This is a genomic window from Bacillus sp. FSL K6-2819 (assembly GCF_038008305.1).
Taxonomy (GTDB): domain Bacteria; phylum Bacillota; class Bacilli; order Bacillales; family Bacillaceae; genus Bacillus; species Bacillus amyloliquefaciens.
Window position 1 is genome coordinate 1,435,986 of sequence record NZ_JBBOYV010000001.1, and the last position, 12,499, is coordinate 1,448,484.

Here is a 12,499-nt window from a genome sequence, read left to right on the forward strand (position 1 = left end):
TTTATCATAATACCTACGGATTAGTTTGTATTACATTCAATTTATTACCCGTTTTTTAAACGTAAAACAAATGAATTATATTATGAACTTGAAAGAATGTAAAGAACAATTTATGATCTATGGAAGATGCTTATTTTGAGCAGGAATATAAAGGAGTGAAGACATTTGGAATATCAATATCCGATGAATGAGGACTGGACGACAGAGGAGGCCGTGGATGTCATTGCTTTTTTTCAGCAGGTTGAAAACGCCTATGAAAAAGGAGCTGACCGAGACAGACTTCTGAATGCGTACCGCCGCTTTAAAGAAATCGTTCCCGGAAAAGCGGAAGAAAAGAAAATCTGCAGCCGATTTGAAGCTGACAGCACCTATTCTCCGTACCGGACTGTGAAACAGGCAAAACAATCAGATCAAGCGGTTATTAAAATGTAAACAAAGCGAGCCGTCAATCGGCCCGCTTTTTATGTTATGAGACTTTCTGAGTCAGTGTGTATAAAAAGGAAAGCTTTCTAAAAGCATCTTCAATGGTTTGCAGGAATTCATTGTTGTTCATGTTGATCACGTCTTCTTTTTGAAGCTGGATGCCGCACAAAAGCTCTGCTTTTTTTACTGTCTGCAGGCGTTCAAACAATGTTTTCAGCTGTTCCTGATCCATGTCGGACTGCTTGTACGCCCCGGGCTTCGTATGATCCGGCGACCATACAAAATGACCGGGAATCTGTTTTGTGATTTCCTCCTGCTTCGCCTCCAGCAATCTGCCGTATTCCTCTTTTATCGGAGATTCATAAATGATGGCAAACCATACAAACATATGGGTGTCCCATAATCCGATCTGAAAGTGGGGGAGCTTCTTATAGCCGCGTTTGCTGTTGGCAAAGGCAACCCAGCTGTCAGCAGGCGGGTTGACAGATCTTCTTGCGTGCTTGGCGACATGCGGGAACATTTCATCTCCGGTCAATGCCGACAATGTCGGTGCGAAATGCTCTCCTAACAGGGTCAGCTTCGGCCGGACTTGTTCTTTTAATACCTCCATGCGCGGATCTAAACCTTCTATTGTAAATGTGTCAAAGTCTTCTTTTGTAAAACGCATCTGAGTCATCTTTTTCCTCCTTATCGTAAGTATTCATATTTTACCACAGCCGCCGCCGGCCGCAAAAACATTGAGAACGTTTCAGCAGAGAGGATCGGTGGTAAAAAACGAATAGGTAAACACACAATTTTAAGAATGTTGTTACAGCCGAATATAAGTTTCCATACGATATAAGAAGTATCATAAATGATTTGGAAAATTGGAAAATGGGATGCTTTTTTAACAAATGATCTCTGGAAGGGGCGAAAGACAATGAGGCAAGTGGTGAAGGAAGGATTCAGAGAGGAAAAAAATAACCGTGTAGCTGTCTGGAGACTAGAGGTTGATTATGAATTGGCAACCCTGTATGAGGCCATGCAAAAAGAGAATGAAGATCAAATCGATCTCAGCAAAAGAAAACTGGAACGTCTCAGAAAAGAATGGATTCGTCTTAACGGATAAAGAATAGTAAAAACGAACCGCAAGAAATGGTTCGTTTTTACGTGAGAAGGCATTTTTTTCATTTTCCTTGCTTTTTAATCGTCTTTATCAGTATGCTATAGAGTAAGCTATACATAGAAAAGAGGTACACGGTATGACAAATTGGACGGAAATTGATGAAATCGCAAAACAGTGGGTAAAAGAAGCCGGAGCGAGAATCAGACAATCCATGCAGGAAAGCTTGACGATTGAAACAAAATCAAATCCGAATGATTTAGTCACAAATATTGATAAAGAGACGGAACGCTTTTTCATTGACCGTATACAGGGAACTTTTCCCGGACACCGCATCCTCGGAGAAGAAGGACAGGGGGATAAACTCCGCTCTCTTGACGGAATCGTCTGGATCATTGATCCGATTGACGGAACAATGAATTTTGTCCATCAAAAGCGGCATTTCGCGATCTCCATCGGCATTTTTGAAGACGGAAAAGGCAAAATCGGCTTAATTTATGATGTAATGCAGGACGAACTGTATCACGCATTCAGCGGAAAAGGGGCTTATCTGAATGACACGCCGCTTGCTCCTTTAAAAGAGGCTTCCATTGAAGAAGCGATTATTGCAATCAATGCCACATGGGTAACGGAAAACCGAAGAATTGATCCGAGTATTTTGGCGCCGCTCGTGAAACGGGTGAGAGGAACGCGCTCCTACGGCTCGGCGGCACTTGAGCTGGCCAGTGTTGCGACCGGACGCATTGACGCATACATCACGATGAGGCTTGCGCCGTGGGATTATGCTGCCGGCTGTGTGCTCCTGAACGAAGTCGGAGGTATTTACACGACCACAGACGGTGAGCCGTTTACGTTTTTAGAAAACCACAGCGTGCTTGCGGGCAATCCGGCGATACATAAAATCATTTTTGGCGACTATTTACATGCTGACAGATAGGGAGTTTGAAGAAGAGGATCTTGGATTTATGGAGCAGCTGGCGGCAGCACACCCGGTGTGGAAAGCCGAAGAATTCGGAACGAAAAATGCGGCGGAGTTTATGCTTGCGTACTCCATGTACAATGGAACGTGGCTTGTATGGGAGCTTGACGGCACTCCTGCCGCCGTCAGCTTTCATTTGGAATGGGCCCCTTCAAACGGAAAACCGTGGCTCGGAACTGTGGCCGTCGCTCCGGAGGCAAAAGAGAAAGGAATCGGGCGCGCGGTCATTGAAGAGATTGCCGGCCGGCTGAGAGCGGAGCATAAAGCGATGTTTACAGCCGTTCCCCTTGCCAGGCAGGAATGGGTGTTGTTTTTAAGCCAGTGCGGCTTTGAACAGCTGAAGCTTGAAAAAGACGATCGGGAAAAGACATATATGATCATGGTGAAGCCACTGTGAAATGTTTTTAGATATAAAAAAGAGACCGGATTTCCGGTCTCTTTTCTTGTTTACAATCCGACTGCATTCCAGGCAGCTTCTACGCTTGCAGCATCTTGAGAGCCGTAAAGGTCCCGCGCAGATTGAATCAAAGCGGCTTTTGCATCTTTAAAAGTTGATGACGGAGTGAGGTATACCGTCAGAGCACGATAGTAAATCTGCTCCGCTTTGTTCACGCCGATTTTTGTAATCGTATTGTAAGCGGCTTTGTTCGGGATTCCGCTGTTTGTATGCACGCCGCCGTAGTCGCCGGCATCAGTGTTCGGAAGGTTTTTGTAATTTTTGAAATTATCAGGCTGTCCGTATTTTGTCGGATTGGATAAGCTGCGGAGAGCCGGCTGGCTGACCGTAATATCTTCACCGATATCCCAGTCCTCAGTATCGTTGAAGTACCCGAATACATCAGAGAAGGATTCGTTTAAAGCGCCCGGCTGATTTTCGTAGTTCAGGTTGGCTGTTTCCTGTGTAACGCCATGTGTCATTTCATGAGCGGTTACGTCCATTGAACCGGAAAGAGGTGAGAAGAATGAACCGTCGCCGTCACCGTAAATCATTTGGTCGCCGATCCAGGCTGCGTTATTGTATCTGCTGCCGTAATGAACGGAGGATACGATCTTGCCGCCTTTATTGTCGTAGCTGTTGCGATTAAACTTCTGATAGAAATAATCATACACTTTGCCGAGGTTGTAATGCGCATCAACGGCAGCGCGCTGAGAAGAAGTTGTAAACTGGTTTGTGGTGCTGGATACGAGTGTGCCCGGCAGGTTATACTCGCGGTTTTGCAGATCGTACGTAATAATTTGTGTTCCGGTAGGTTTAGAAAGATCGCGCAGCACATATTTGCCGCTTTCAGAAGAAATATTTAATGAGACCGTTTTTCCTTTAAGAGTCGTACCTGTTCCGGTTGTGGCGGCATGCTCCACTTTGTTTTGCTTTTTCAGGATTTTTCCTGTTTCCGCATCAACGGTTACTTCCCAGTTTGCAGGTTCCGGTTCGATGTAGCGGATGGTTACATCATAGGCGAGGCGGTATTTGCCGTCTTTTGTGGCTGCTGCTTTCAGCTCGGCTTTGTTTTTGTTTGCAACGGTTCCGTTAGAAACGGCTTCAGGTGATTTGCCGATCGCTTTATAAGCATGATCCAGCGCCTGATTTGCAGATATTTTTTTGCTGTTTGCCGTTTTGGCGGAAACATCGTTGTTTAATTCACCGTTAATCGCATAGACGTTGTTGGATTTATCGACGTGAATAATGACTTGAGAGTCTTTCACAGGCACACCGTTTACGACAGGCACATAACGGAAGTGCTTGTAGCCGAGATCATCGGTCGTTTGGTCAATCAGCTTCAATCTTTCAGAAGGATTGCCTTTAAAGACTTTGCCGTTTTGTTTCAAGTATTGCTTGATAGCTTTGTCACTGACAGAAGGCAATTCTGATTGCACCAAAGAATGCTTCGGTACAAAATTCGTCAGGTTTTCTTTAAGCTGAGGATTCTCAGCGGCCTGAACACCCGGCAGACTGATGGTTAAACTCATAAAGGAAGCGGCGACAGCAACAGACAATTTCTTACCTAAACCCACAATAAATCCCCCTTTTTGAAAATAATGAAAACTTATATTGTTATAATAAACCAGCAATCTCGCATTCTGCAATATAAAACTAGACTCCGCGGCTGAATTGATAGAATCGTCCCATGCGGGCTGTCGGCGGGCGGTGTCAGGGGATAAGCCGAGAGACACGTGTTGGATTAGACATGAGTCGAATGACGCGATTTTTTCTGGAAAAAATGACAAATGAAGACGGGAAAAATGATAGGGGAAAAATGTTAAGATCTTTAAAACTTTTTTGAATGCCGGTTGTCTAAACGGGTGAGGCCTTAATAAACGTAAAGGATTGTTACAGATGTCAGAGATTTTCAGTCATTTTATTCAGCATTTCGACAGATATTTCATTTTAAGCAGACAGAGTGTGTTGGTCATTCAGTGGTCATCCGTCTGCCTTGCTGTTTTATACGCGCTAAATTTCCATCCGAAAATCAGCCGTGAGAGAGTTTGGTTTTATGCCGGGATTCTGCTTCGGGCTGTATTAATATGACTTGCTGTTTAGTGAGAGATTTACTCCCTTTATATATTGAAGGCGATTGTGAAACAGAAACGGAGCGGTATATTTCCCGCCATCTTAAAGCATGCAGTGAGTGCGGAAGTTTATATCATATGATGAAGGAGCCGCTTGACTTAGGCAGTGCGGAGATGAAGGCGTCCGCCTGTTATGAAGAGGAAGAAAGACGCTTCCGGGAACGGTATTACGGGAGGCTGCTGACAAAAGCCGCCTGCTTGTTCGGCGCTGTATTTCTCATCATGCTGGCCCTTAAATTGCTGATTTAAAAAACGCCCGGCTGAATGACCGGGCGTTTTTTCCATTTACTCAGCCGGGTGAAAGGCTGTATAAATGCCTTCAAGCAATTCTTGGGGCAGTGAATTAATGAATCCGGCAAACAGCTCTGCTTCTTTTTTGCCTGCACCCGCTTTTTCTGCCAGTTCCTGATCAAATGTATACACACCGTCATCTTCAACCAGCGCAGATTGAAGGATATGAAGACTCTGGGAGAAAGTATTGAACAGCTGATCAACGATAACGGCCTCTTTTTCCGTAAAACCAAGCTCAATTGCTTTTTCTTTATTAAATGTATATTCGCCATCTGTTTTCTCAATACATTGGGAAAGTACGGTTAAAAATTCGGCTGAGCTGTCCCACAGCTTTTGAATGATCTGTGCTTCTTCTTGACCTAATCCCAATTCAACCGCTTTGTCACCGTCAAAATAATAGACTCCGTCTTTTTCGTAAATCGATTGGTTGATGATGTCAAGCAGCTTTGCCGCGTCTTCCGGTGTTTTCTCAGCGGAAGCCTGCAGCACATGCGGTTCATTTGACTGAATCGTTTTTGCGCCGGCAGAGTCAAGCGGGCTGAATGCAAGCAAGGCGGCTGAAGCGGTTGCGGCGGCAGTTACAGCGGTTTTTTTCAAAAAAGATGTGTTCATTTCGTTCTCTCCTTGTCATGTGTATTTGCTTACAATCCAAGTATAAAAATACAATGTTGGAATTGAAATAGGAGTTATGGTATTTTCTGCATAACGATGCCGGACTATTTCAGACCGCACTTTCTGAGGAACTCTGCTGTTGTAACTAGAAGGCATGCCGCCATTTCCGGCTTCCTGACTAGGCGGCGGGGGAGAGAAGCCTTAATTCTCAGTCTGTTTTGAGATAACAAAAAAGCCTGAATCAAGATTCAGGCTTCGTAAGGCATTGTGCTTTTTCATGTTTACGGAATTTTGCAAAGGGTCATGCTTTTAATCAAGCAGTCCCTGTTCGCGCATTTTTTTCTTTACGGTGAAACCGCTTCCCATCATGGCGATAACGAGAACAATGCTTCCGATGATGCCCCATGCGCTTTTTTCAGCGATTGATACGCCGATCAGCATCATGCTGAAGACTGCTGCGAATGCAAATAATAATAAGAGCCAATTCAATTTTTTCATATTTCCATCCCCTTTAACGTCATACTTTCAGTTTACAGAAAAACGTGACGCTTTTAAAGAGGATGTGTGGTATAATATGAAAGTTATCTAATTTTTTTAGGAGATGAAAATGTGAAACTTCGAAACGATCTTCGCAATATCGCGATTATTGCCCACGTTGACCATGGGAAAACGACTTTGGTAGACCAATTGCTTCACCAAGCCGGAACATTCCGTGCCAACGAAAATATTGCCGAACGCGCAATGGATTCGAACGATCTTGAACGTGAACGCGGTATTACAATTCTCGCGAAGAATACTGCGATTAACTATAAAGATACACGCATTAATATTTTGGACACTCCGGGACACGCCGACTTCGGCGGAGAGGTAGAACGGATTATGAAAATGGTTGACGGCGTTCTGTTAGTCGTTGACGCATATGAAGGCTGCATGCCGCAAACCCGTTTCGTACTGAAAAAAGCCCTTGAGCAGAACTTAAATCCTGTTGTCGTTGTAAACAAAATCGACCGTGATTTCGCCCGTCCGGAAGAAGTCATCGATGAAGTGCTCGATTTGTTCATCGAGCTTGACGCAAACGAGGAACAGCTTGAGTTCCCTGTCGTGTACGCTTCCGCGATTAACGGAACGGCGAGTCTGGACCCGAAAAAGCAGGACGAAAACATGGAATCACTTTATGAAACGATTCTTGAACATGTCCCTGCGCCGGTTGACAACGCTGAAGAGCCTCTTCAATTCCAAGTGGCGCTTCTTGATTACAATGATTATGTCGGCCGTATCGGTATCGGCCGCGTTTTCCGCGGTACGATGAAAGTCGGCCAGCAGGTTTCATTAATGAAGCTTGACGGAACGGTGAAATCATTCCGCGTAACGAAAATCTTCGGCTTCCAAGGATTGAAACGCGTGGAAATTGAAGAAGCGAGAGCGGGAGACCTCGTTGCCGTTTCCGGCATGGAGGACATCAACGTCGGTGAAACGGTTTGTCCGGCTGACCACCATGAGCCGCTGCCGGTTCTGCGTATTGATGAGCCTACGCTTCAAATGACATTTGTCGTAAACAACAGCCCGTTTGCAGGCCGTGAAGGCAAATATGTCACAGCCCGTAAAATTGAAGAGCGTCTGAACGCGCAGCTTCAAACAGACGTCAGTCTGCGTGTTGAACCGACTGCATCGCCTGACGCATGGGTTGTTTCAGGACGCGGTGAGCTTCACCTGTCCATTCTAATTGAAAACATGCGCCGCGAAGGCTATGAGCTTCAAGTGTCTAAACCTGAAGTTATCATTAAGGAAATCGACGGCGTAAGCTGCGAGCCTGTTGAGCGCGTGCAAATTGACGTGCCTGAAGAGCATACCGGTTCTGTTATGGAATCAATGGGTGCGAGAAAAGGCGAAATGCTTGATATGATTAATAACGGAAACGGCCAGGTCCGCCTGATCTTTACCGTACCTTCACGCGGACTCATCGGTTATTCTACTGAGTTTCTGTCACTGACACGCGGTTTCGGTATCCTGAACCACACGTTTGACAGCTATCAGCCGATGCAAAAAGGCCAAGTCGGAGGCCGCCGTCAGGGTGTGCTCGTTTCCATGGAAAACGGAAAAGCGACATCTTACGGAATTCAAGGTATTGAAGACCGCGGCGTCATCTTCGTTGAGCCGGGCACAGAAGTATATGAAGGCATGATTGTCGGCGAACATAATCGTGACAATGACCTTGTCGTAAATGTCAGCAAAATGAAACAGCAGACAAACGTCCGTTCCGCAACGAAGGACCAAACGACTACGATTAAGAAAGCGCGCATTATGTCGCTTGAAGAATCACTCGAGTACTTAAACGAGGATGAATACTGTGAAGTAACACCGGAATCCATCCGTTTAAGAAAGAAAATCCTGAACAAAAACGAACGTGAAAAAGCGGCGAAAAAGAAAAAAACAGCAGGAATGTCTTAATCACTTGCAGAATTTGAAAAGATAGAACCCGAACGGAAAAGGGGAGGGGGATCTTTTTGAATGAAGTAAGTGAACGGCTGTCGTTCTTTGCTGCTCTTTACCAAGTGGATGAGCATCCGCTGACTGGAATGTGGCTGTTATACGGAACGATCGTCGTGCTTTCGGTGATTGTATTTAAACTCGGCTTTGCCAAACGGCTGCCGGTTTTAAAGGCTGCGGCAGTTTATCTCTTTCTCATGCTCGGCTGCACCGTGCTGACTTTTTTCGGTGTGTTTCTGCCGGTCGGAGAAGGTCTGGTTGTCGCTGCCTTGATTTTGATCATTTACAAAATCCGTCTGCACCAGTCCAAAAAGAACCAGTCAGCTAAACCGCAATAAAAAAAATGACCTTGCCTTTCGGCGGGTCATTTTTTTATTTTATCTTTTTTCGTTTTTTGCCCTGGATGAAAGGAGAAGTGTCCGGTATTCAGCCGCGCCTCTGTTTTGACTTTGATTCGGTCATGGCATTCTTGGCACATATATGTATGAATCGGACGATTGCGGAGGCGTTTGGCTGTCAGTGTTTCATCATCAATTTGTTCAATTTTGTCGCAAATGGAACATTTTACTCTCATTGAGTTTTCACCTCTTTCACTATGACAAGCATTATATCATGGATGACCCGTCTGCCAAAGGGAAAGAAAGCAGCGCCCGCTCCAAAGGAAGGGCGCTGTTTTTTACTGGCGGTTTTTCATATGATGATCTGATTGATCGTTCTGTTCGTTTTGCAGCTTCTTCTGATCTCTTTCGTTCAGCTGGTCATCATTCGATTTAGTCGGTGATTCTTTTTCATTGTCGGTCACATCATTCGGGACTTCCGGCATAACGCGTCCGACGATTGCAGCAAGTTCGTCCAAAATGCCTGAAACGGGCCGGCCGGCCTTAATATCACTAGCCATGCCCCTCAGGCGGGAAACTGTATCAGGATCAGCCACGACAACGGCATTGGCGCCGTAAGGATCATTTTTTAACGCCTGGGCAACGGTGTATTTAATGCTTTCCACTTTGCTCCTTTCTAAATTGTCATCCACATCGATCCCGACAACGGAGTATCTCCCAAGTACAACCGCGGTGGCATCTGTAATGCCGGGGATTTTTTCGGTTACCTCGACGAGATGCTTTGCGATATCCGTCCGACCGGGATTTTCAGCTGTCTCAGGAGCTGTATTTTTTACATGAATCGGTTTTGCTTCGCGCTGATCGGTCGATTCGTTCCGGATATTGCGTTCACGGCTGTCCTGTACAGCGGTACAGCCGGTCAGAATAAACAACGCTTGTATGATAATGAAAAGAATTCGCACGTCAGATTCCCTCCTTGAATGCTTTCATTTATTTTATTGTTGAATTAACCTTCTATCTTTATGCACCAAATCATATATTTTAGCAGGCATCCCCGTTTTTCACGAAAAGAAGCATACGATGATCCTTATTTCAGGAGGCTGAGACTTGAGTAAAATTTATGTGTTAGATACGAATGTACTTTTGCAGGATCCTAACGCCATTTTTTCCTTTGAAGAAAACGAAGTTGTCATCCCTGCCGTCGTGCTGGAAGAGGTCGATTCAAAAAAGCGGTATATGGACGAGGTCGGGAGAAATGCGAGGCACGTATCTAAGCTGATAGACGGGCTCAGGGAGAAAGGAAGGCTGCACGAAAAGGTTCCGCTGGAAAGCGGAGGAACGCTCAGAATTGAACTGAACCACCGGTCATTTCATCAGCTTCAGGAAATTTTTATTGAAAAAACGAATGATAACCGCATTTTGGCGGTGGCAAAGAATTTAAGCCTTGAGGAGGAAACGAAAGAAAACGGCCGCCTCGTCATTCTGGTCAGCAAGGATGTGCTTGTCAGGGTAAAGGCGGATGCCATCGGACTTTTGGCAGAGGACTTTTTAAACGACAGAGTCGTTGACCATGATGAGATATATAGCGGGTACAAAGATGTATTTATGAATAAAGAGCGGTTTGCCTCGTTTTATAAAAACAAACAAATTTCAGTCAAGGAGCTTCAGCAGCATCAGGTTTATCCGAATCAGTTTATGCTGATGAAAGATGAATTAGGAGGATCTTCGTCTGCGGTCGGTATGACAGATAAGAAAGGAGAGAACGTAAAAAGACTCGTCTTTGATGATGAGCATGTATGGGGGATCAGGCCGAAGAACGTCCAGCAGACAATGGCGCTTGAACTTCTGCTGAGGGAAGATATCCCGCTTGTCACCCTGATCGGAAAAGCGGGAACGGGAAAAACCTTGCTTGCTCTCGCTGCGGGGCTTTTGCAGACGGAGGATCTCGGTATTTATAAAAAACTGATTGTCGCGCGTCCCATCGTTCCGGTGGGGAAGGATATCGGATATTTGCCGGGCGAAAAAGAGGAAAAGCTCAAGCCGTGGATGCAGCCGATCTTTGATAATCTTGAATTTTTGTTCAATGCGAAAAAGCCGGGTGAACTTGAAGCGATTTTAGCAGGCATCGGATCAATTCAGGTCGAGGCTCTGACATACATTCGGGGGCGAAGCATTCCGGATCAGTTTATTATTATTGATGAGGCTCAGAATTTGACGAGGCACGAGGTCAAAACGCTTTTAACACGGGTTGGAGAAGGCAGCAAAATTGTCTTGATGGGCGATCCGGAGCAAATAGATCACCCATATTTAGACAGTTTAAACAACGGACTTGCTTACGTCGTAGAGCGGTTTAAAGGACAAACCGTCTCCGGCAGCGTGAAGCTTGTGAAAGGCGAAAGATCCGGCCTTGCACAGCTTGCGGCCGATTTGTTATAGAACTTCGATTTCTGTGACGCCTGTTATCGGCTTTTTAAAGTTGCCGTCCACGTAAAAATGGACCGGACCGCCGTCTTGAAGAGGCTTCCCTGCATCGCTGAAGTGGGCGATTGCGTCCATCGCCTTTTCAAGCGGCACCTCGGTTCTTTCAGATTCTGAAATAAATACGCACAGGACAGCGCTTTCTTTCGGCTCGGCATTTGCTAAAACAGCGCCGAGCTTCATGGCGAAGCTGCCGTTCATTAATCTTTCTTTTTCATAACGTTTTTCGCTTTTTAAAGTCGGCGGCGAAATGCGCCCTTCTCTAATCACCCGTTCCGGATCAAGCGTATGCTCCTGGGTTTCTGCAGAGACGTCTGAATGAACGGGCTGATTGTTTTCAAACGGAAACTTGCGGTCATCGAAAATCCAGACACTCGGATCAATTGTAATCGGGTATGTAACATTGCCTTTTACTTGAATAACGCTCATGGTGAAGCCCCCCTTTACTTAAAGTATAAAAGTTTTCGCATGAATTGTCACTTTGCGTCGCAAATTAGATGTAAACAACGGCAGCGAAGTGAGGGGATCGAAATGGTATGCCGGCATTACCAGGAGCTGGACGCATTCGTTCAAGAAGCGAAAAAAAAGACCGGAGAAGGCAGAGTGGCAGACTATATTCCGGCTCTGGCTGAATCAGGGCAAGACAGCCTTTCGGTCACGATTTATCATGCGGAAAATACATGTCTGACGGCAGGCGACGCCGACCGGACATTTACACTGCAGAGCATTTCGAAGGTGCTTTCTCTGGCGCTCGTACTGATGGATTACGGAAAGGAAAAGGTATTCAGCTGCGTGGGGCAGGAGCCGACCGGCGACCCGAAAAGGGTGTAGAACATAACATTAATAATAGCATTGAGCCCATATTGCCGACCGTTTTCTCTTTTGATTTGGAAACCTGGAAGCATAGCGTTAATAAAAGGATTAAAGAGGGGTTCTCCAAGTGGATTTATCAATTGGAAGGTAAAAAAATTAGTGGAATGGATCTCCACAGAAAAACGGGAATGAGTGTGTCGGAGGTCTATCTTTACTTAAATGGGACAAGAATGCCGAGTAAAGCAAAATTTGAAAAAGTATTCGATGCGTATGACACAAACCTTTGTTCTTTTCTTGAGTTTCTTGATCTTCGAAATATCAGTGAAACAACATTCTATGATCGAGCATTAAAAAGACGTGATTAATTCATGTCTTTTATTTTTTCCAACTGTTTATTGTACTAAATAT

At 45.2% G+C, this 12,499-nt stretch carries 15 protein-coding genes and 2 pseudogenes; 10 read left to right on the forward strand and 7 right to left on the reverse strand.

All coding sequences use genetic code 11. The annotated features are described in order from the left end of the window. The first annotated feature begins 165 nt into the window (after nt 1-165). Nucleotides 166-432 carry a UPF0223 family protein gene (locus MHH91_RS07590; RefSeq protein WP_013352126.1) on the forward strand — a complete coding sequence of 89 codons (267 nt, stop codon included), beginning with the start codon at nt 166-168 and terminating at the stop codon, nt 430-432. A gap of 34 nt (nt 433-466) precedes the next feature. On the opposite strand, the gene MHH91_RS07595 is transcribed toward MHH91_RS07590, so the two are convergent. Continuing rightward, a complete protein-coding gene (locus MHH91_RS07595; RefSeq protein ID WP_014470447.1) occupies nt 467-1,099 on the reverse strand; it encodes a DUF1054 domain-containing protein in 633 nt (210 codons plus the stop codon). A gap of 243 nt (nt 1,100-1,342) precedes the next feature. Here MHH91_RS07595 and MHH91_RS07600 point away from each other — a divergent pair, with 243 nt between their 5' ends. The 3 genes from MHH91_RS07600 to MHH91_RS07610 all read left to right on the forward strand — a co-directional run bounded on the left by MHH91_RS07600 (nt 1,343) and on the right by MHH91_RS07610 (nt 2,901). Beyond that, nucleotides 1,343-1,531, forward strand: coding sequence for a hypothetical protein (locus tag MHH91_RS07600; protein ID WP_003154513.1), 189 nt, complete (start codon nt 1,343-1,345; stop codon nt 1,529-1,531). Between the two features lie 133 nt (nt 1,532-1,664). After that, entirely contained in the window at nt 1,665-2,462 is a 798-nt protein-coding gene (gene suhB / locus MHH91_RS07605; RefSeq protein WP_013352128.1) for an inositol-1-monophosphatase, read from the forward strand. Then, nucleotides 2,449-2,901 (forward strand): GNAT family N-acetyltransferase, encoded by a 453-nt coding sequence (locus MHH91_RS07610; protein WP_013352129.1) that lies wholly within the window; start codon nt 2,449-2,451, stop codon nt 2,899-2,901. Before suhB ends, MHH91_RS07610 begins: the two co-directional genes overlap by 14 nt. Before the next feature lie 50 nt (nt 2,902-2,951). Here MHH91_RS07610 and MHH91_RS07615 read toward each other — a convergent pair whose 3' ends face one another. Beyond that, on the reverse strand, nt 2,952-4,517 hold the full coding sequence (locus MHH91_RS07615) for a M4 family metallopeptidase (RefSeq protein WP_041915539.1): 1,566 nt from the start codon (nt 4,515-4,517) through the stop codon (nt 2,952-2,954). 322 nt (nt 4,518-4,839) lie between these two features. On the opposite strand from MHH91_RS07615, the pseudogene MHH91_RS07620 reads away from it, so the two are divergent. Together MHH91_RS07620 and MHH91_RS07625 are read left to right on the forward strand one after the other, a co-directional pair. Next, nucleotides 4,840-5,028 (forward strand): annotated as a pseudogene (locus tag MHH91_RS07620) (hypothetical protein); the annotation flags it as partial. Beyond that, complete coding sequence (locus MHH91_RS07625; RefSeq protein ID WP_014470444.1) at nt 5,028-5,321, forward strand: anti-sigma factor family protein; 294 nt, start codon at nt 5,028-5,030, stop codon at nt 5,319-5,321. The pseudogene MHH91_RS07620 and the gene MHH91_RS07625, both read left to right, overlap by 1 nt. Nucleotides 5,322-5,357: 36 nt before the next feature. On the opposite strand, the gene MHH91_RS07630 is transcribed toward MHH91_RS07625, so the two are convergent. Both MHH91_RS07630 and MHH91_RS07635 read right to left on the reverse strand, forming a co-directional pair. Further along, nucleotides 5,358-5,975 carry a hypothetical protein gene (locus MHH91_RS07630; protein ID WP_014470443.1) on the reverse strand — a complete coding sequence of 206 codons (618 nt, stop codon included), beginning with the start codon at nt 5,973-5,975 and terminating at the stop codon, nt 5,358-5,360. Between the two features lie 309 nt (nt 5,976-6,284). Beyond that, nucleotides 6,285-6,473, reverse strand: a complete 189-nt coding sequence (locus tag MHH91_RS07635; RefSeq protein WP_003154504.1) for a YlaF family protein — start codon at nt 6,471-6,473, stop codon at nt 6,285-6,287. A gap of 111 nt (nt 6,474-6,584) precedes the next feature. On the opposite strand from MHH91_RS07635, the gene typA reads away from it, so the two are divergent. Further along, the gene (gene typA / locus MHH91_RS07640) at nt 6,585-8,423 is read left to right on the forward strand and encodes a translational GTPase TypA (RefSeq protein ID WP_003154502.1); all 1,839 of its coding nucleotides are present in this window, start codon (nt 6,585-6,587) and stop codon (nt 8,421-8,423) included. A gap of 56 nt (nt 8,424-8,479) precedes the next feature. After that, the gene (locus MHH91_RS07645) at nt 8,480-8,800 is read left to right on the forward strand and encodes a YlaH-like family protein (RefSeq protein WP_013352134.1); all 321 of its coding nucleotides are present in this window, start codon (nt 8,480-8,482) and stop codon (nt 8,798-8,800) included. Nucleotides 8,801-8,826: 26 nt separating this feature from the next. Here the strand turns inward: MHH91_RS07645 and MHH91_RS07650 are convergent, their stop codons facing one another. Both MHH91_RS07650 and MHH91_RS07655 read right to left on the reverse strand, forming a co-directional pair. Then, nucleotides 8,827-9,036, reverse strand: a complete 210-nt coding sequence (locus MHH91_RS07650) for a YlaI family protein (protein ID WP_013352135.1) — start codon at nt 9,034-9,036, stop codon at nt 8,827-8,829. Between the two features lie 102 nt (nt 9,037-9,138). Beyond that, nucleotides 9,139-9,762 (reverse strand): YhcN/YlaJ family sporulation lipoprotein, encoded by a 624-nt coding sequence (locus MHH91_RS07655; RefSeq protein ID WP_014470442.1) that lies wholly within the window; start codon nt 9,760-9,762, stop codon nt 9,139-9,141. Nucleotides 9,763-9,907: 145 nt separating this feature from the next. Here MHH91_RS07655 and MHH91_RS07660 point away from each other — a divergent pair, with 145 nt between their 5' ends. Then, the gene (locus MHH91_RS07660; protein WP_013352137.1) at nt 9,908-11,236 is read left to right on the forward strand and encodes a PhoH family protein; all 1,329 of its coding nucleotides are present in this window, start codon (nt 9,908-9,910) and stop codon (nt 11,234-11,236) included. Here the strand turns inward: MHH91_RS07660 and MHH91_RS07665 are convergent. Beyond that, nucleotides 11,231-11,707, reverse strand: a complete 477-nt coding sequence (locus tag MHH91_RS07665; protein WP_014470441.1) for a hypothetical protein — start codon at nt 11,705-11,707, stop codon at nt 11,231-11,233. The two genes, MHH91_RS07660 and MHH91_RS07665, sit on opposite strands and share 6 nt — an antisense overlap. A gap of 102 nt (nt 11,708-11,809) precedes the next feature. Here MHH91_RS07665 and MHH91_RS07670 point away from each other — a divergent pair. Continuing rightward, nucleotides 11,810-12,097 (forward strand): annotated as a pseudogene (locus tag MHH91_RS07670) (glutaminase); the annotation flags it as partial. Nucleotides 12,098-12,499 lie beyond the last annotated feature (402 nt).

What these genes read in the sequence shown, in the direction of transcription:
- MHH91_RS07595 (WP_014470447.1), bottom strand. Translation starts at nt 1,099, where the DNA reads ATGACTCAGATGCGTTTTACAAAAGAAGACTTTGACACATTTACAATA.
- MHH91_RS07600 (WP_003154513.1), top strand. Translation starts at nt 1,343, where the DNA reads ATGAGGCAAGTGGTGAAGGAAGGATTCAGAGAGGAAAAAAATAACCGT.
- suhB (WP_013352128.1), top strand. Translation starts at nt 1,665, where the DNA reads ATGACAAATTGGACGGAAATTGATGAAATCGCAAAACAGTGGGTAAAA.
- MHH91_RS07610 (WP_013352129.1), top strand. Translation starts at nt 2,449, where the DNA reads ATGCTGACAGATAGGGAGTTTGAAGAAGAGGATCTTGGATTTATGGAG.
- MHH91_RS07625 (WP_014470444.1), top strand. Translation starts at nt 5,028, where the DNA reads ATGACTTGCTGTTTAGTGAGAGATTTACTCCCTTTATATATTGAAGGC.
- MHH91_RS07630 (WP_014470443.1), bottom strand. Translation starts at nt 5,975, where the DNA reads ATGAACACATCTTTTTTGAAAAAAACCGCTGTAACTGCCGCCGCAACC.
- MHH91_RS07635 (WP_003154504.1), bottom strand. Translation starts at nt 6,473, where the DNA reads ATGAAAAAATTGAATTGGCTCTTATTATTATTTGCATTCGCAGCAGTC.
- MHH91_RS07650 (WP_013352135.1), bottom strand. Translation starts at nt 9,036, where the DNA reads ATGAGAGTAAAATGTTCCATTTGCGACAAAATTGAACAAATTGATGAT.
- MHH91_RS07665 (WP_014470441.1), bottom strand. Translation starts at nt 11,707, where the DNA reads ATGAGCGTTATTCAAGTAAAAGGCAATGTTACATACCCGATTACAATT.